At 59.3% G+C, this 16,464-nt stretch carries 14 protein-coding genes; 8 read left to right on the top strand and 6 right to left on the bottom strand.

Annotated features, from left to right (window positions below; all coding sequences use genetic code 11):
• Nucleotides 1–49: 49 nt before the first annotated feature.
• Both Q0X23_RS06270 and Q0X23_RS06265 read right to left on the bottom strand, forming a co-directional pair.
• On the bottom strand, nt 50–244 hold the full coding sequence (locus Q0X23_RS06270) for a hypothetical protein (protein ID WP_297859511.1): 195 nt from the start codon (nt 242–244) through the stop codon (nt 50–52).
• A 41-nt stretch (nt 245–285) separates the two neighbouring features.
• Nucleotides 286–954, bottom strand: coding sequence for a glycerophosphodiester phosphodiesterase (locus Q0X23_RS06265; RefSeq protein ID WP_297859510.1), 669 nt, complete (start codon nt 952–954; stop codon nt 286–288).
• A 153-nt stretch (nt 955–1,107) separates the two neighbouring features.
• Between Q0X23_RS06265 and Q0X23_RS06260 the strand changes: the two genes are divergently transcribed.
• The 3 genes from Q0X23_RS06260 (at nt 1,108) to Q0X23_RS06250 (ending at nt 4,474) form a co-directional block, all read left to right on the top strand.
• A complete protein-coding gene (locus Q0X23_RS06260) occupies nt 1,108–1,962 on the top strand; it encodes a hypothetical protein (protein WP_297859509.1) in 855 nt (284 codons plus the stop codon).
• A 110-nt stretch (nt 1,963–2,072) separates the two neighbouring features.
• Nucleotides 2,073–2,438 (top strand): ComEA family DNA-binding protein, encoded by a 366-nt coding sequence (locus tag Q0X23_RS06255; protein ID WP_297859508.1) that lies wholly within the window; start codon nt 2,073–2,075, stop codon nt 2,436–2,438.
• Complete coding sequence (locus Q0X23_RS06250; RefSeq protein ID WP_297859507.1) at nt 2,435–4,474, top strand: DNA internalization-related competence protein ComEC/Rec2; 2,040 nt, start codon at nt 2,435–2,437, stop codon at nt 4,472–4,474. The genes Q0X23_RS06255 and Q0X23_RS06250 overlap by 4 nt, the downstream gene beginning before the upstream one ends.
• A 32-nt stretch (nt 4,475–4,506) precedes the next feature.
• Here Q0X23_RS06250 and Q0X23_RS06245 read toward each other — a convergent pair whose 3' ends face one another.
• The 4 genes from Q0X23_RS06245 to mnmG form a co-directional block, all read right to left on the bottom strand.
• Nucleotides 4,507–5,325 carry a ParB/RepB/Spo0J family partition protein gene (locus Q0X23_RS06245; RefSeq protein WP_119339613.1) on the bottom strand — a complete coding sequence of 273 codons (819 nt, stop codon included), beginning with the start codon at nt 5,323–5,325 and terminating at the stop codon, nt 4,507–4,509.
• Nucleotides 5,309–6,058, bottom strand: coding sequence for a ParA family protein (locus Q0X23_RS06240; protein WP_374707446.1), 750 nt, complete (start codon nt 6,056–6,058; stop codon nt 5,309–5,311). Before Q0X23_RS06240 ends, Q0X23_RS06245 begins: the two co-directional genes overlap by 17 nt.
• A gap of 8 nt (nt 6,059–6,066) precedes the next feature.
• On the bottom strand, nt 6,067–6,795 hold the full coding sequence (gene rsmG, locus Q0X23_RS06235; protein WP_297861175.1) for a 16S rRNA (guanine(527)-N(7))-methyltransferase RsmG: 729 nt from the start codon (nt 6,793–6,795) through the stop codon (nt 6,067–6,069).
• Nucleotides 6,796–6,924: 129 nt separating this feature from the next.
• Nucleotides 6,925–8,733, bottom strand: a complete 1,809-nt coding sequence (gene mnmG, locus Q0X23_RS06230; RefSeq protein ID WP_297859506.1) for a tRNA uridine-5-carboxymethylaminomethyl(34) synthesis enzyme MnmG — start codon at nt 8,731–8,733, stop codon at nt 6,925–6,927.
• Between the two features lie 209 nt (nt 8,734–8,942).
• Here mnmG and dnaA point away from each other — a divergent pair, with 209 nt between their 5' ends.
• The 5 genes from dnaA (at nt 8,943) to Q0X23_RS06205 (ending at nt 16,463) form a co-directional block, all read left to right on the top strand.
• Nucleotides 8,943–10,298: a chromosomal replication initiator protein DnaA gene (dnaA, locus tag Q0X23_RS06225; protein WP_297859505.1), complete on the top strand. Its 1,356-nt coding sequence runs from the start codon at nt 8,943–8,945 to the stop codon at nt 10,296–10,298.
• A gap of 929 nt (nt 10,299–11,227) precedes the next feature.
• Nucleotides 11,228–12,325, top strand: a complete 1,098-nt coding sequence (dnaN, locus tag Q0X23_RS06220) for a DNA polymerase III subunit beta (RefSeq protein WP_297859504.1) — start codon at nt 11,228–11,230, stop codon at nt 12,323–12,325.
• A 162-nt stretch (nt 12,326–12,487) separates the two neighbouring features.
• Nucleotides 12,488–13,762, top strand: coding sequence for a phosphopyruvate hydratase (gene eno, locus Q0X23_RS06215; RefSeq protein ID WP_297859503.1), 1,275 nt, complete (start codon nt 12,488–12,490; stop codon nt 13,760–13,762).
• A gap of 68 nt (nt 13,763–13,830) precedes the next feature.
• Nucleotides 13,831–15,255 carry a pyruvate kinase gene (pyk, locus tag Q0X23_RS06210; protein WP_297859502.1) on the top strand — a complete coding sequence of 475 codons (1,425 nt, stop codon included), beginning with the start codon at nt 13,831–13,833 and terminating at the stop codon, nt 15,253–15,255.
• 134 nt (nt 15,256–15,389) lie between these two features.
• Nucleotides 15,390–16,463, top strand: a complete 1,074-nt coding sequence (locus tag Q0X23_RS06205; RefSeq protein WP_297859501.1) for a hypothetical protein — start codon at nt 15,390–15,392, stop codon at nt 16,461–16,463.
• Nucleotide 16,464: the final 1 nt, after the last annotated feature.

Below are 16,464 nucleotides of genomic sequence, written 5' to 3'. Positions count from 1 at the left end.
CTCATTGGAAGGCACTGATTTGCGCACCGATTTCCTGATTACCTGACCACTAGTCTTTCCACTCTTCCACCGACTTGTAATGCACCAAAGCGGCGTACATGGTCTGTGCGCCGCTGGTCGAGGTGGAAAACTTAATATCTACAATCAGCGCATCCGGAGGCAGGCTCTCCACAAAACGGTTGAGCCGATCTTGGAACATATCCGGGTCGGCAGCGGCAATGAGTTTGAAACGCATCCCTTGCATGGCTCAAGCGTAGCGCAGAGTGCCGCAAGGGGGTGTGCAATTTAGCGTCTGCCTGCCAGAAGCTCTGTGGGCAGGTCGCCAATGATACCGTCCACACCCCACGCCAGGAGTTCGCGCACAACGGCGGCCTGGTTGACCGTCCAGGTGGCTACAAAAAGGCCCCTGGCCTTATGTTCGCTCACCTTGGCCTGGTTCAGCAGGGCAAAATGAGGATGTACCCCCTGCACCGGCAAGCAGGGCACCAGTTCTTCCATCTCGGGCTCGGCATACAGCAAGGCCAGCGGAACATCTACCTTTAGCCGGTGCAAGCGAATCAGGGCCAGGGGATCGAAGCTGCTGATCCAGACCCGTTCTCGCTCTGGCCAGACCAGGAGGGCTTGGACCAGCGCGGCTTCGCGGCCGTCTGAGGGGCCCGGCTGGCTTTTGAGCTCCAAGTTGAGCCAGGTTTTGGGAAATTGCTCGGCCAGTTCAAAAACCTGCTCGAGGCGGGGCATCCAGGGCGCCAGGTGTTGCAAAGCAGGCCAGTCCAGTTCGTTGATGGGCCGTCCCTCAAACTCGAAGTCGTGATAAACCGCCAGAACCCCATCGCGGGTGCGGTGCAGGTCAAGCTCGAGGCCATCCAGGCCCGCTTCCAGGGCCAGCTGGAAGGACTCGAGGGTGTTTTCCCTGGCCCCGTGGGGAGAACCGCGGTGACCAAGTAGAACAGGCATAGAGAATGTCATCTGGTTCTCCTTTGCTGTGCAGGGTTTTTCTTCTTTTTCGGACAACTTTCATGTCTGGGAGCCATGGTTATACCGCCATCTGTTCGATTTTACGTGACGGATGCAAGCAGACTATCCTGCGTATGTTGTAAACTGATAATCATGGGCAAATATGAAGCTCGCCTTTCAGACCTAACCCAGGCCGATATTATTGCTCGGCTAGAAGGCCCTGGAGGTCTTCTCGCACTGACCAGCCGAGAATTGTTTTACCTGGATGACCACACCCAGCAAAGTGCGCGGCTCTCTCAAATTAAGCGTATTGGTGTCAACAAACAGACAGGCAATGTGGATGTAGTAGGCGAACAGGGCACCCTAATGGAAATTGCCCCGATTGCCTTCCAGAAAGACGAGTTGAAACTCTTTCTGGAGTCGCTCAAGGGCCACGTACTCAAAGCCAAATCCGAACCCACCCAGATCATCGAACGCCCTAAAACTCTCGAGCAAGCCCCGGCAGCGCCAGCCTCTCCCCTGTTCCCCAAGTTAGAAGAACCGGCTGCCGCTCCCAGCAAACCGATTGCCCATCCACCCCACCCTACCCCCTTGGAAATGCCCGCCCCGGCAGAGATTGAACCCGCTCCCTCGGGGCAAATTAACATCGCAGAACCCCCCAAAACCCTGCCCGATGAACCCAGCGACTCCATCTGGGCGTATGAAGGCTCCCCCAAATCCAGCGCTGCGCCCGCTGTGGCCGAGCCCTTACCTACTCCGGTGCCCTCGGCTCCGGCCTCGCAAGGCGATTTAACCGTTCCGCCGGTAGCCCCTGTCAGAACCCTCCGTTCTACCCAGCGGATTATCTCGACGCTGCTCAAAGTATCTGCGCTCATTACGGCGGTGGTCACGGTGGGGTATCTGGTGGTGAATATGGGCACCACCAGCGATATTTGGATTCCGCTGGGCGTGATTGCCATCGGGCTGTCGCTCTCACTGATTCAGTGGCGCTTATCCGAGCCCTACTGATTGGACGAAAAAATAGACCCTCCACATACCAGGCCCTGACATTTTCGCAACAGCCTGTCTCTTGTCAAATAACCCCGCTCTCACCCCAAGGGTAGCTAAATTGGGGCTTTGTGGAACGTTGGCTGAGCGTAGCCTATATTGCTGTTGTCCTTGCGCTTGGATTCGCAAGTATTTGGCCCCAACTAACCGTTCGGTTCGCCCAGGCTGAGGTCAAAACCCCGGCTACACAGGGCTTGCTGGCCCGGCCAGAGGTGACCTCGTCTGCCCTACAACCCGGCCCTGTTGCCCCGGAGGTTGCCAAGGTCAACCTCAACAGCGCTAGCCAGGCCGAGATTGAAAGCCTGCCCGGTGTTGGCCCCGCGCTCGCCCAGCGCATTATTGAAGGCCGCCCCTACCGTTCGCTCGAGGATCTGGATCGGGTCAAGGGAATTGGCCCCAAGCTATTGGAGCGCTTGCGGCCGCTGGTCGCCCTATGATTCCTTATGCCTTGGGCCTGGGGGCACTGCTCGGTGCTCTAACCCAGCTTACCCCCTGGGCGTTCTTGGGCTTGCTGGCTGGGCTTTGGTTGCCGCAGACGGCGCGGTGGTTGGGCTTACTGGCGTACACCCTGGTGGTTCTTCATCTGGGTCTGTCCAAAGACCCCTGGGCTTCGCAGATAGGACAGTGGGTGCGGCTTCAGGGCACCCTCCAAGAAGGGTTCCTGCACACCCCCCAGGGGCGGGTTTACGTGCGGTATTTTCCCCGCTTGCAGGATGGTAACTACATCCTGGAGGGCCATCTGCTCCGCCCACAAAGCCGGCGCAATCCCGGCGGATTTGATCAAGCAATCTGGCTACGCGGTCTGGGCGTCCAGGCGGTCTTGCAGGCCCGGCAGGTGGTGCGGTTTGAACCCCCGGCCCCGGACACCCGGCAGCGGCTCCGACAGCAATTGGTGGCCGGGCTCTCCCCCTCGGCAGCAGCGCTGGCAGAAGCCTTAACCCTCGGTGAGCGGCGGGAGCTGGGGGAGACCTATGGCGAGTTCCAGCGGGCCGGACTGGCCCACGCGTTGGCTCTTTCCGGGCTCCACGTGGCCATTCTGGCTGGATTTCTGGTACTGCTTTTGTACCGGCTAGGACACTGGCGTTATCTGGTGACCCTGGGCCTCCTGCTGATGTATTTGCTGTTGGTCGGGCCGCAACCCTCGCTGGTACGGGCGGTGATCATGGGGGGTCTGGTGTTGCTGGGCTTGTTTTTGGGCAAGGGCAAGGTGGCGGTGTTGCCCGCCCTCTCGCTCGCGCTTTTTATTCACCTGTTGATCTGGCCTCATGCCATCTTCAGCCTCTCGGCCCAGCTTTCCTACCTGGCCGTGCTGGGAATGGCCCTGCTGCTTCCCCGCTTGCCAAAGCTTCAGGGCTGGCAAAACTGGCTCTGGGCCTCGGTCAGTGTGACTTTTGCAGCCCAGCTCTTTATCCTTCCACTACTGCTCCACCACTTTCACCAACTGCCACTGGTCTCCCCCATCGCCAATTTGCTGGTGCTTCCGATTTTGAACCTGTTGGTTCCGCTGGGCTTTGTCAAGCTGCTGCTGGGCGGGGTTCTGGCCTGGCCAGTGGAGTGGCTCAGCCAACTTACGCTGGGACTGGTGGGGTGGCTATCCAGCGGGCCGCAACTGCGCTGGGGCGAGATTGGCCCCACAGGTTTTGCGCTGTATTTTCTGGGGATTTTGCCCTTGCTGGCTGCACTTTATGGTCGCATTCGTTGGTCGCGGGCCGGCGTACTGGCCGCGACCACGATCCTGGTTTCGCTGTTGCCGCAAACACTCCAACGGGCCGAAATCTGGCAGCTCGACGTGGGGCAGGGCGATGCCACGCTGGTACGCCTGCCGGGCAGGGTGGAGATTCTGGTGGACGGGGGCCGGGACTGGGCCTATCCCCGACTGGAAAGTGCGCTGCGGGCCCTGGGGGTAGATGATCTGGATCTGGTAATCGCTACCCACCCCGACGGGGACCATATACAGGCCCTGCCGCTGGTGATGCAAAACTTTCCGTTAGGCACACTGGTCACTGGACCGCGGGTGCGGGGGGATGAATTAGACGATGCCTTGCACCAAGCCGCCCACCGTCAGCGGGTGCAGATAGTATCGGCTCGAGCCGGCACACAGCTCAAAATTGCTGGGGCCAGCCTGCGCTTTCTGGGGCCGCAGGGCCGCGAAGCGCTGGACAACGACCGTAGCCTGGTGTTTGTGCTGGAGTACAAAGGGCGTAAAGCCCTGTTCACTGGAGACGCTCCGGTTTCGGCCGAGGCCCTTTGGGAGGCCGAAAAAGTGGACTTTCTCAAAGTAGGACACCACGGCTCCGATACCAGCACTGGCGGACGATTGCTACAAAGTTTTCAGCCCAGGGTAGCCCTGATCGGGGTGGGCAGCAACCCCTACGGGCACCCCACCCGATCCGTGCTGGAGCGATTGAGCTTACACGGTGTGGAGATCCGCCGCACCGATCTCGAGGGCGCAATCCGGATACCATTACCCTGAATTTCCCCCAGGACAGGCTGGGGTATCCCGGGTCAGGCTTCGTAGCCCAAAGCCTGCAAGATGGCGCTCAGTTCTTCCTCGGAGTGGTAGCTAATTTCGATCTTACCTCGCTTGTAATGGGTAAAGCGAACCTTGGTGCCAAGCCGACGCGAAAGGTTGCGGGCAATGTCGGCATAGGCCTCTTCACCTCTGGAACGTGCGCCCTGTGCCGCCGGTTTGTCTTTGAGTTTTTCGGTCTCACGCACACTGAGTTGCCTGGAAAGCACCTCCGAAAGCCCCCAATTGCGCCGGGCTTCGGGCAGCATCAGGAGGGCCCTGGCATGTCCTGCACTTATTTTGTTCTCTTCAAGGGCTTGCATGATTTCAGGGCTCAACTGCAGCAGGCGCAAGGCGTTGGTCACGGTTACCCGGGCCTTCCCCACCGCCCTGGCCACCTCTTCCTGGGTCATCCCCATATCCACCAGTTTTTTGTACCCTTCAGCTTCTTCCAGGGGGTTGAGGTCCTCACGCTGGAGGTTTTCTATCAGGGCAATCTCGAGGGCCTCGCGCTCACCAATGTCTTTGATGACCACCGGCACCTCGCGCAACCCCGCCATCTGAGCGGCTTTGAAGCGTCGCTCGCCTGCGACCAGCTCGTACATATCCCCCTTGGGGCGCACCAACAGGGGTTGCAACAGACCTTTTTCCTTGATGGAAGCCGCCAGTTCGTCCAGCGCAACCGGATCAAAAAGGCGGCGGGGCTGCCCAGGGTTGGGTTTGATCAAGGCCAGGGGCAGTTTGGTCAGGGAGGCCGGGGTTTTGGGCAACAAGGCCTCCAACCCCTTGCCCAGACCGCTAGGCTTCTTGGACACGGCGCATCACCTCCTCGGCCAGCCGTCGGTAGGCATGGGCTCCACTGCTGGTAGGGGCATACTGGCCTATGTCCTGACCGTGGCTGGGGGCTTCGGCCAGCCGGACGTTGCGTGGAATCACTGTCCAGAAGACCTTCTCGCCCAAATTCACACGGATGTTGCTTTCGACTTGCTGCGATAGCAAGGTGCGGGGGTCATACATGGTAATCAGCACACCCAGAAGCCGCAGGGCCGGGTTGAGACTGGCACGTACCTGATCAATGGTCTCCATCAAACCCGCGATACCCTCTAACGCGTAGTATTCGGCCTGCACCGGCACAATTAGCCCCTCCGAAGCCGCAAGCACATTGAGGGTGATGGGCCCCAGGCTGGGGGGCGCATCCAGCAGGATCAGGTCGTAGGCAGGCTCGAGCGGGCGCAGTACTTCGGCAAGCCGGGTAGGGTTTTCAATGAGTTCGGCGGAAGCCCCCACCAGATTGGGGCTCGAGGGCAATAAATCCAGGCCTTTGGTAATGTTGACCACAGCCCTCTGGGCTTCACCAGAGCCGACCAGCACGGTATAGATATTCTCTTCCTGCACAGCCTGCCCTACACCGGAGGTCGCGTTGACTTGTGGGTCGAGATCCACCAGCAAAACTTTCTGACCCGCTTTAGCCAGGTAGGCCGAAAGATTGACCGCTGTGGTGGTCTTCCCGACCCCACCTTTTTGATTTACGATCCCGATGCGCTTCACCTTGTCCACTAGGATAACGGATTTTTAGCGGGAACCCCGGGTTTGCGCGGATACTCAAGCGGGCTAGGGGAGATTTTCTGAATGATAACCAGGGCGCGCTCATCCCCGGTGCGGGGCAGTGTTAACCGAAGGATGTGCTCAACCACCCCTCCCAATCTCCGCAATGCACCCTGGGCCTGCTCAGCTTCCGCTTCCGCCCCAGCCCCTTTTTGCGCAATCACAAATCCACCCATTCGTACCAACGGGAGGGTTAGCTCGGCCACCGTTGCCAGCGAAGCCACTGCCCGGGTTAAGGCCGCGTCGTATGTTTCACGTTTTACATTTTGCCGAGCGAGTGTCTCTGCGCGCCCCCAAAGCGCCTGGGCGTTGCTCAGCCCCAGATCCTGAATCACCTGGGCAACAAACCCCACTTTTTTTTGGGTGGCATCCAGAAGATCAAAGTGGATGTTGGGCCGCACAATGGCCAGGGGCAAACCGGGGAAACCCGCCCCGGTGCCGACGTCAATTACCGAGAGGCCGTCTATAAAACCAGAGTAGGACAAACAGGTTAGTGAATCCAAAAAATGTTTTAGGACGATGCCTTGTTCATCCCGTATAGCAGTTAGATTGGTGCTTTGGTTGACGAGGTTGAGCAGTTCATAGAATCGGGCAAACCGAGGGAGGTATGGCTCTAGATCCAGCCCAAGTTCCTGACCGCCCTGTAAAAACAACCGTCTACCCTCTAGAGTCATTTGCATCATGGTGTTGGCTAAGTGCCCACCCATTGATTTTTCCACATCTGGAGCACTGAGAACCTTTCCTCCACAACGAGATTTCCCCTAATGTAAAACGTGAAACATGGTGTGCGGTTTGGCTCGGTCTGAAACCTAGACAGAGGCTGGAACCTTGCTCAGATAGACCAAAAGCGCGGTAATATCCGAGTCGCGAATGCCCGGAACCCTCGAGGCTTCCGCCACCGAACGGGGTCGAACCCGGCTTAGTTTTTCCACCGCCTCTTTGGAAAGGCTGGGGACTTTGCCATAGTCCAGGGTCGCGGGGAGGAGGTAGACCTCGAGCTCCTTCAGCTTTTCCCGCAGCTTGGCCTGCCGCTCCATGTAGCCCGCGTACTTGGCCCGCACCTCTACCTGGTAAGCTTCGGCTTTATTCAAAGGCTCCTCGGGCTGGCCAATTATCTGCAGCACCTGTTCATAGCTGACCTCGGGACGGCGCAGGTACTGCAACGCCGAGACGCCGTCCACCCGGCTTTTTTGTAGGCGAAGCAGTTCGCCCTGGACTCGAGCGTACTTGGCTTGCACCGTCTGCAAATCCTTCGGCGAGCGCAAACCCCAGGCTGCCGCCAGAGGCAGCAAACGCTCATCGGCATTGTCGGAGCGGCACAGCAGGCGCAACTCCACCCTCGAGGTCATCATTCGGTAGGGTTCGTCCACACCCCGATGCACCAGATCGTCCACCATGACCCCGATATAGCCAGATTCACGGGGCAAGCAGACTTCCGCCAGGCCCATTGCATAGCGGGCTGCATTCAACCCGGCCAGTAACCCCTGGGCTGCAGCTTCTTCGTAACCCGAAGTGCCGTTGAGTTGGCCCGCCGTAAACAACCCTGGCTGCTTACGGGATTGGAGTCCTGGAGTCAGTTCCAGGGGGTCTACCGCATCGTATTCCACCGCATAGGCATAGCGCTGGATGACGGCCTTTTCAAACCCCGGCAGAGTTTGCACCATGCGCACCTGCAATTCCGGGGGTAGGGAAGAGCTGAAACCCTGTAAGTACAACTCCGTGGTGTGAAGGCCATCAGGCTCAACAAAGAGCAAATGGGTGTCCTTATCGGCAAAACGCACCACTTTGTCCTCTATGGAGGGGCAGTATCGCGGCCCCACCCCTTCAATGTCCCCACCATACAGAGGGGACAGATGCAGGTTTTCCCGGATGAGCAGGTGAGTGGCCTCGGTGGTGCGGGTCTGCCAGGTAGGGCGGGCTGTGGCATGCATACCCACCGTACCCGAAAAGGTCTCGGGGGGGTCGTCGGCAGGCACCACCTCCAGCTTTTGGTAATCCACAGAGTCGGCCTGGATGCGGGGCGGCGTACCGGTTTTAAAGCGAAGCAAGCGGTGCCCTACGGCCTTCAGGCTTTCGGAGAGAAAGCGGGCCGGGGGCTCGCCTTGACGTCCCGCGGCCCTGGACTGCCGCCCGTACCAAACCACTCCCTGCAAGAAGGTGCCGCTGGCTACAACCACGGCTTGGGCAGCTATTTTTCGACCATCCACGGTCTGAACTCCGCGCAGGCTATCCCGCTCCAACCACAACGCTGCCACCTCGGCCCGCACGCTCTCGATGTGGGGATGGGCCAGCAATACACGCTGGGCTTCAAGGGCATACGCATCACGGTCTACCTGCACCCGTAGGCTCTGCACAGCAGGGCCCTTGGAACGGTTAAGTACACGGGTATGAATGGCGGTGGCGTCGGCCAGTTTACCCATCAGGCCGCCAAGAGCCTCTATTTCCGCCACCAGTTGGCTCTTGCCGGGCCCGCCCACCGCCGGGTTACAGGGCATCAAGCCGATGCGCTCGGGGTTGGACGTAACCAGCCCCACCTTGGCCCCAAGCCTAGCTGCGGCCCAGGCGGCTTCGATGCCGGCGTGTCCACCCCCTACCACAATTACGTCATAGACCTTCATCCACCCAACTCCTAACCTCGCATTCTAGCAGAGCATTCCCGCATCTAAAATCGCTTGTGCCTTAACTTTGACGCCCCAAGACCGATTTGCGGCTCAATATTTCGAAATTTAGCTGTCTAGTACAGGGTCTTAAGCCCTAGAGGGGTGTTTTTATTCGCCTGAACAGGATTATCCACAGGGCATTCCCCACCTGTGGATAACTCGGTAGAATGTACAAACTTGTTAGGATTTCAGGAGGATTGGCCTTGACCCAAAACACTGTCTGGCAAAACGTGCTCGAGTACGTGCGCCAAAGCATCACCGAGGTGGAGTACCACACCTGGTTTGAAAAGATTCAGCCGCTCGGGGTCGTCAACGGCTCGCTCGAGCTGGGCGTTCCCACCAGCTTTTTCAAGGGCTGGATCGAGGATCACTACGCCGAACTGCTCACCGAGGCCCTGACCCGCCTGGGGGCCCAAACCCCGCGCTTTGAACTCAAGGTTGTACCCGGGAAGCCTGTTCAAGACGATATTTTCTCGGCTTCCACTCAAAGCAAGCCGCAGGAATCGCGTGCTCGGCTCAACCCCAAATACATCTTCGAAAACTTTGTGGTGGGACAGAACAACAACCTGGCCCACGCTGCAGCCGTGGCCGTGGCCGAATCCCCCGGTAACGCGTACAACCCTCTATTTATCTACGGAGGGGTGGGACTGGGCAAGACCCACCTGATGCACGCAGTAGGTCACTCGGTAGCTCAGCGCTTCCCGGACAAGAAAATTGAGTACGTCTCCACCGAGACCTTCACCAACGAGCTCATCAACGCCATCCGTGAAGACCGCATGACCGAGTTTCGCGACCGCTACCGCTCGGTGGATTTGCTGCTGGTAGACGACATCCAGTTCATCGCCGGCAAGGAACGTACCCAGGAGGAGTTCTTCCACACCTTCAATGCCCTCTACGAGGCCCGCAAACAGATCATCCTGTCCTCCGACCGGCCTCCCAAGGACATCCTCACCTTAGAAGCCCGCTTACGCAGCCGCTTCGAGTGGGGTCTAATCACCGACATCCAGTCGCCCGACCTCGAGACCCGGGTGGCCATCCTCAAGATGAACTCCGAGTACCGCAATATGCGCATCCCCGAGGAGGTCCTCGAGTACATTGCCAAACAGATCACCTCCAACATCCGCGAACTCGAGGGGGCCCTGATGCGGGTGATTGCCTATGCTTCGCTTAACGGTGTGCAACTGAGTAAAGCAGTAGCGGTCAAGGCTCTTTCCGACGTGTTTGCCGCTACCGATGCCAACCTGACCCCCGAGGAAATCCTCAAGGCTGTGGCCGATTATTACAACCTCAAGCTGGAAGAGATTCGCGGGGCAGGTCGCCGCAAGGAGGTCGTTATTCCCCGCCAGATGGCTATGTACCTGATTCGGGAGATGACCCACGCCTCCTTGCCAGAGATCGGTCAGTTCTTCGATGGACGCGACCACACCACCGTGCTTTATGCCATCCAGAAGATCCAGGAGAATATAGATAGTGACACCGCCTTGCAACAAGCCCTCAAAGGCATCAAGGAACGGCTGCGCTAATCAGGTTTTGACAAATAACCACCCTCCGATCTCAAGAACTTGGCCCAAGTCGCGTTTCCTTGTAATTGAATAACATAATTGCGAGCCTTAAAACTGTGGATAAATTAATTCAACCTGTGGATAACCCTGTGGATAAGATGTGGACAACCCTGTGGATAGACTTGTGGATAAGTACGTTCATAACAGGCCTGTGGATAAGTACCCAATTCGTCCACAGTTTATCCACAGCTTATACACAATTACCCAGTCCCTTTATCCACAGGTCAAATTCGATACCAATGCGGATTAAAGAGCCCTTATCCACATATCCACAGGCCCTATTACTACTATTACTAATTCTTAAAATTTTTAAAAAGAAGTAGGTATTTAAATTCTGCAGCCTGTTTCAGTCGAACTAAAGCTCCCTCAAAAACTTCAAAGGCCCAGACCCCTGAAGTCTTATACACCACTTAGGGCAAATTTTTAGGAAAAAGTAATTCCACAACTCAGCTTCAACCCCCTTCAGCTCAAAAACAATCATTGGTGCTTTACGTGGCGCTCTGAACCAGGCCCATTACGATTCACGCCGGTGGTGGGTGGTGAACAGTGGATATTTTAGCCACTCGGGAGTAATATCCAGGATTTTCTAAAACCCACCCACAAGCAACCAGGGTATGGTAGGCCTCAGGGTCGGTGCGTGAAACCTCGCAAACCTCAGCCAGGGGCACTTAAGACGTTTGTTGCTGAAAAAATGCCCGCAGGTAGGTGACCTCTCTGGGTGTTATGCCCCCACCTAGCCTCCCCCGTTGGGGGAGGAAGGCGTGGTTTTACTTTATGCACCAACCCTGTGGTAGGTCTTAGGCGCATTTATGGAAACTGGGTTGACTGTTAGAATATTTGGGCTCACCGGGGGCCGCAAACCCGGCTAATAGCCCAACACGGAGGCCAGTGTGGAAGTTCGCATCCCCAAACGTACCCTTGCCGAAGGACTTTCCATCCTCGAGCGGATCATTCCCAGCCGCAGTTCAAACCCCATCCTGACCTATTTACCCATCGAACTGTCCGAGCAGGGTCTGATTCTACGCGGTACCAACGGCGAGGTAGACCTCGAGGTCAAGCTACCCGCCGAGATCCAGGGCTCCGGCCAGGTCCTGGTGCCGGCCCAGACCTTTGCACAGATTGTCCGAAGCGCCCCGGGGGAGCTGATAGAGCTGGTCTTTGGCACGGGTGAGCGGTCGGGGGAGCGCCTCGAGCTTCACTCGGGCGCCTTCAACACCCAGCTTTCCACCACCAGCCCCGATGGCTACCCCGAACTGGCCTTTAAGGCCCCTGGCTCTGAAAAGATTGCCGCCTCGCGCCTGGCCCAGGCCATCACCCGGGTGCGCTACGCAGCCAGCACCGAGGAGTATCGGGCCATTTTCCGGGGGGTACAGCTGGAGATGTCCCCCTCCAGCCTGCGGGCGGTCGCCTCCGACGGTTTCCGCTTGGCCCGCTACGACCTGCCCATGCAACTCCAAACCCGCAAGCTGGTGATCCCGGCCAGGAGCGCCGACGAGATTGTGCGGGTCTTCAAGGATGCCCAGGGGGAGGTGGCCTTTGCAGTGGGAGAGGGCACCCTGACCCTGGTGGGGGAGGCCGTTCGCATGTCGGTCAAGCTGATGGAAGGCGAATTCCCCGACTATGCACGGGTGATTCCACAAAGCTTTGTCCTGGAAGCCATCCTGGCTGCCGAGGCCCTGCGCGAGGGCCTCAAGCGGGTAGCGGTGCTGTCGGATCGCAACAACCACCGCGTTAATCTATTGTTCAACAATGGCAAGCTCGACATCGATGCCGAGGGAGATTACGGGCGGGGCAGGGAAGAGCTTGCCATCGATTCTTCGGGCGAACCCCAGCTTATGGTGGCCTACAACGCCCAGTACCTGATTGATGCGCTGGCCCCCATCGAGGGTGCCGTGCGGATCAAACTGTCCGGCCCCACCAGCCCCAGTGTGCTACAGGCTGTGGAGGATGCGGGTTATCTGGCTGTGGTGGTTCCCCTGCGGGTCTAGGGCGGCGTGTGTACCCGATGAAATGCCTGCTGCAAAGGGTCTTCAGATCTGCATTGTTGGGCTTTCTCCTGAACGCAGTTTGATCAAGCCTGACGTGGGGATGTTAGACTCTTAAGCGGCTTGTGCGGAAATAGAAGCGTTTCCAGCAAGGAGGCCTTTTCCATGACCACAATTCTAGAAATCAAAGGACGGGAAGTACTCGACTCCCGCGGCAACCCCACCGTCGAGGCCGAGGTGGTGCTAGAGTCCGGGGCCCGTGGGCGGGCCATGGTGCCCTCCGGGGCTTCAACCGGAGCCCACGAGGCGGTCGAGCTGCGGGACGGCGGCCCCCGCTTTGGCGGTAAAGGGGTGTTGCGGGCGGTGGCCGCCATCAACGAGCGTATTGCCGACGAAGTTATAGGGCTGGATGCGCTCAACCAGGAAGCTGTGGACAAAACCCTGCTGGAACTCGATGGTACCGCCAACAAAGGCAATCTGGGGGCCAATGCCATGCTGGCGGTCTCGCTGGCCACGGCCCACGCAGCTGCCGACGCACTGGGCCTGCCGCTATACCGCTACCTGGGTGGGGTGCAGGGGGTGACCCTGCCGGTGCCCCTGATGAACGTGATCAACGGGGGGAAGCACGCCGATAACAACGTGGACTTCCAGGAGTTCATGCTGGTGCCGGGTGGGCTGCCGACCTTCAGCGAGGCGCTGCGGGCCGGGGTAGAGACCTTCCACGCCCTCAAATCGGTCTTGAAGGCCAAAGGCTACAACACCAACGTGGGGGACGAGGGGGGGTTTGCCCCCGACCTCAAGTCGAACGTAGAGGCGGTCGAGGTACTTCTGAGCGCCATCGAGAAGGCCGGTTACAAGCCCGGCCAGGACATTGCGCTGGCCCTCGACCCGGCCAGCTCGGAGTTCTATCGGGATGGCAAGTATGTGCTCGAGGCCGACGGCAAGTCGCTTACGGGCCCCGAGATGGTGGCTTACTGGGAAAACTGGGTGAACCAGTACCCCATTGTTTCCATCGAGGACGGGCTGGCCGAGGACGACTGGGAAACCTGGAAACTCCTGACCGAGCGATTGGGCCAGCGCACCCAACTCGTTGGCGACGACCTGTTTGTGACCAACCCGGCCATCCTGCAGCGTGGCATCGAGATGGGGGTGGGGAACTCTATCCTGGTTAAGGTCAACCAGATCGGTACCTTGAGCGAAACCCTCGAGGCCATCCGCCTGGCCCACCGCAGCGGCTACACCACCATCCTCTCGCACCGCTCGGGCGAGACCGAGGACAACACCATCGCCGATATCGCCGTGGCGGTCAATGCCGGCCAGATCAAGACCGGCTCGGCCAGCCGCTCGGATCGCCTGGCCAAGTACAACCAGCTCCTACGCATCGAGGAAGAACTGGGTTCTGGGGCCCGCTTCCTGGGCTTTGGAGCGTTCAAGAGATGATGTTGCAGGTCACAGGTCGGGACAGCCATTGGCCTGAGACCTGAGACCTGCAACCCGAGAGCAGAACTATGGGACTTCCAAAACGAACCAAAATTGTGGCCACCCTGGGGCCCGCTTCGCGCTCGCCCGAGATGGTGCGCGCCCTGATCGAAGCCGGGGTGGACGTCTTCCGCCTCAACTTCTCCCACGGAATGTCCGACGACCACCGCGAATCGGTGCACATGATCCGGGAAGCCTCGAGCGCCCTGGGCCGCACGGTGGCCATCCTGCAAGACCTGCAGGGCCCCAAGATTCGCTGCGGGCGTTTCCGCGAGGGCGCGGTGGAGCTGCAGGCCGGGCAGAAGTTCATCATCACTTCTGAACCCATCGAGGGCGATGAGACCCGGGTTTCGACCACCTACCGGGGCCTGCCCAACGACGTAGCTCCGGGGCAGATACTGCTCCTGGACGACGGAAATATCCGCCTGCGGGTGGAGGAGGTTCGCCTCAACGATATCCACACTACCGTCATCATCGGGGGGCGGTTGTCCAACAACAAAGGCATCAACATTCCCGGGGCCGACCTCTCCATTCCGGCCCTGACCGATAAAGACATCGACGACATCGCCCTGGGGGCCGAGCTGGACGTAGACTGGGTGGCCATCAGCTTTGTGCGCAGCCGCGACGACCTGCTTTTAGCCCGCCACTACCTGACCCGCCATAACTCCCGCGCGCGGCTGATGGCCAAAATCGAAAAACCCAGTGCGGTGGCCCGCTTCGACGAGATTCTGGAAGAGGCCGATGGCATTATGGTAGCCCGCGGCGACCTGGGGGTGGAGATGCCCTTGGAGGAGGTGCCGGCGGTACAGAAGCGGATTATCCTCAAGGCCGTGCAGGCCGGCAAGGCGGTCATTACCGCTACCCAGATGCTCGAGTCCATGATTAAAAACCCCAGCCCCACCCGGGCTGAGGCCTCGGACGTGGCCAACGCCATCTTTGATGGCACCGACGCCATCATGCTTTCGGCGGAGACCGCCGCCGGGCAGTACCCGGTGGAAGCGGTCTCGTTTATGAGCCGGGTCGCCAGAACCATTGAGGCCACCCAGGAGTACAAAGACCGCCTGAATGCCCTGCGGCCCCCGGCCAACCGCACTGTGCAGGACGCCATCGCCCGGGCAGTGGACGACGTGGTGGAGTCCACTGGAGCCAAAGCGGTTGTGGTGTTTACGGCTACCGGCGGGGCGGCCCGCCGGGTGGCCCGCACCCGACCACCGGTACCCATTCTGGCCCTGACCCCCAACCCCCACGTGCGCAACCAGCTGGCCTTAGTTTCCGACGTATTGCCCCTTCTGGCTCCCGACCCCAAAGACACCGACGACATGGTGGAAATTGCCGTGGCCAAGGCCAAGGAGACCGGGCTGGCCGAGGTAGGTGAGTACGTGGTGATTGCTGCCGGCGTGCCCTTTGGGGTTCGTGGCACCACCAATATGATCCGGGTGGAGCGGGTGAGTTGAAGAAAACCCTGCTCAATAGGGCCTGGCTTGCACCCAGCAATCTGGGCTCCAGAGGTGATATGCCCAACTATCGAATAGCCTTGCTGATCTTGATTTTACAGGCCTTGACCGGGGTTATGGCCCAAGGAGTGAGTATGAAACGTCCAGACGCACCTCCTCTGGCTCAGCGAGGGAATTTTGTGGTCGGGGTCAAAACCCTGCAAATGACCGACTCGAGCCGTCAGAACCGCACCATTGCCGCTGAGGTTTGGTACCCCACCAGCGGAACCCAGCAGAACCTTGTTTACGAAAGCGTGGTAGGACAAACCCCGGTTCGAATCAGCGGGCGCGCCAACCGCGATGCCACCCCTGCAAACGGCCGATTCCCCTTGATTCTGGCCTCGCACGGACAGCCCGGCACCCGGTTTCAGTTTGCTTACCTGAACGAACACCTGGCCAGCTGGGGGTTTGTGGTAGCCGCCCTCGAGCACCCCGGCTCGACCTACCAGACCCTCACGCAGCAAAACTACATCACCAGCATTGCCGACCGTCCACTGGACATCCTGTTCGCCATTGGCGAGGTGGCCCGGCAAATGCCCAGTGCAGATGCCAGCAATGTGGGATTGCTGGGCTACAGCTATGGCGGCTATTCCGTCATTAATGCGGCTGGAGCCGGGCTTGACGGCAGTGCCCTGAGCGAGTACTGCCGCAGCAGCAACGAGGGGCCCTGTTTTGCTCTGCCTTTTTTTGCCCAACTGGAGGCCCAACGTGGCTTGAATATGGTTAAGCCCGACCCCCGCATCCAGGCGGTGTTTGCCATGGCCCCCTACGGCCAGCCCTGGATTGGAGCCCGCTCGCTGGCCAACTTCAAGCTGCCATTGTTCGTGGCGGTGGGCGAGGCCGACGACGTGGCTACCTACCGCCGCGACGGGCTGGAATATTTCCGTAAGGCGGGCTCGAGCCAGAAGTACCTCCTGACCCTGGCCGCCGCCCAGCACAACCCCTTTGTGGAGTGCACACCCGAGGTGCGCAGCAGGGAAGAGGACTACTGGCGTTGCTGGGAGCCGGTGTGGGATCAGGAACGCGCCCACGATCTGGCCCGCCATTTTGCCGCCGCATTCTTCCTGCGCTTCTTGCAAAAGAACCTCGAGGCCGGGAATTTCCTCAACCCCAGCCTACCCGGATTCAAACCGCGCACCACGGTAGGGATCAAGCTTGAAACGCGCTGAA

The sequence above is a fragment of the Meiothermus sp. genome (assembly GCF_026004115.1).
GTDB lineage: Bacteria > Deinococcota > Deinococci > Deinococcales > Thermaceae > Meiothermus.
This window is presented reverse-complemented; position numbering and strand designations above follow the sequence as displayed.

What these genes read in the sequence shown, in the direction of transcription:
- Q0X23_RS06260 (WP_297859509.1), top strand. Translation starts at nt 1,108, where the DNA reads ATGGGCAAATATGAAGCTCGCCTTTCAGACCTAACCCAGGCCGATATT.
- dnaA (WP_297859505.1), top strand. Translation starts at nt 8,943, where the DNA reads ATGTACAAACTTGTTAGGATTTCAGGAGGATTGGCCTTGACCCAAAAC.
- Q0X23_RS06270 (WP_297859511.1), bottom strand. Translation starts at nt 244, where the DNA reads ATGCAAGGGATGCGTTTCAAACTCATTGCCGCTGCCGACCCGGATATG.
- mnmG (WP_297859506.1), bottom strand. Translation starts at nt 8,733, where the DNA reads ATGAAGGTCTATGACGTAATTGTGGTAGGGGGTGGACACGCCGGCATC.
- Q0X23_RS06250 (WP_297859507.1), top strand. Translation starts at nt 2,435, where the DNA reads ATGATTCCTTATGCCTTGGGCCTGGGGGCACTGCTCGGTGCTCTAACC.
- pyk (WP_297859502.1), top strand. Translation starts at nt 13,831, where the DNA reads ATGGGACTTCCAAAACGAACCAAAATTGTGGCCACCCTGGGGCCCGCT.
- eno (WP_297859503.1), top strand. Translation starts at nt 12,488, where the DNA reads ATGACCACAATTCTAGAAATCAAAGGACGGGAAGTACTCGACTCCCGC.
- Q0X23_RS06205 (WP_297859501.1), top strand. Translation starts at nt 15,390, where the DNA reads ATGAAACGTCCAGACGCACCTCCTCTGGCTCAGCGAGGGAATTTTGTG.
- rsmG (WP_297861175.1), bottom strand. Translation starts at nt 6,795, where the DNA reads ATGCAAATGACTCTAGAGGGTAGACGGTTGTTTTTACAGGGCGGTCAG.
- Q0X23_RS06265 (WP_297859510.1), bottom strand. Translation starts at nt 954, where the DNA reads ATGCCTGTTCTACTTGGTCACCGCGGTTCTCCCCACGGGGCCAGGGAA.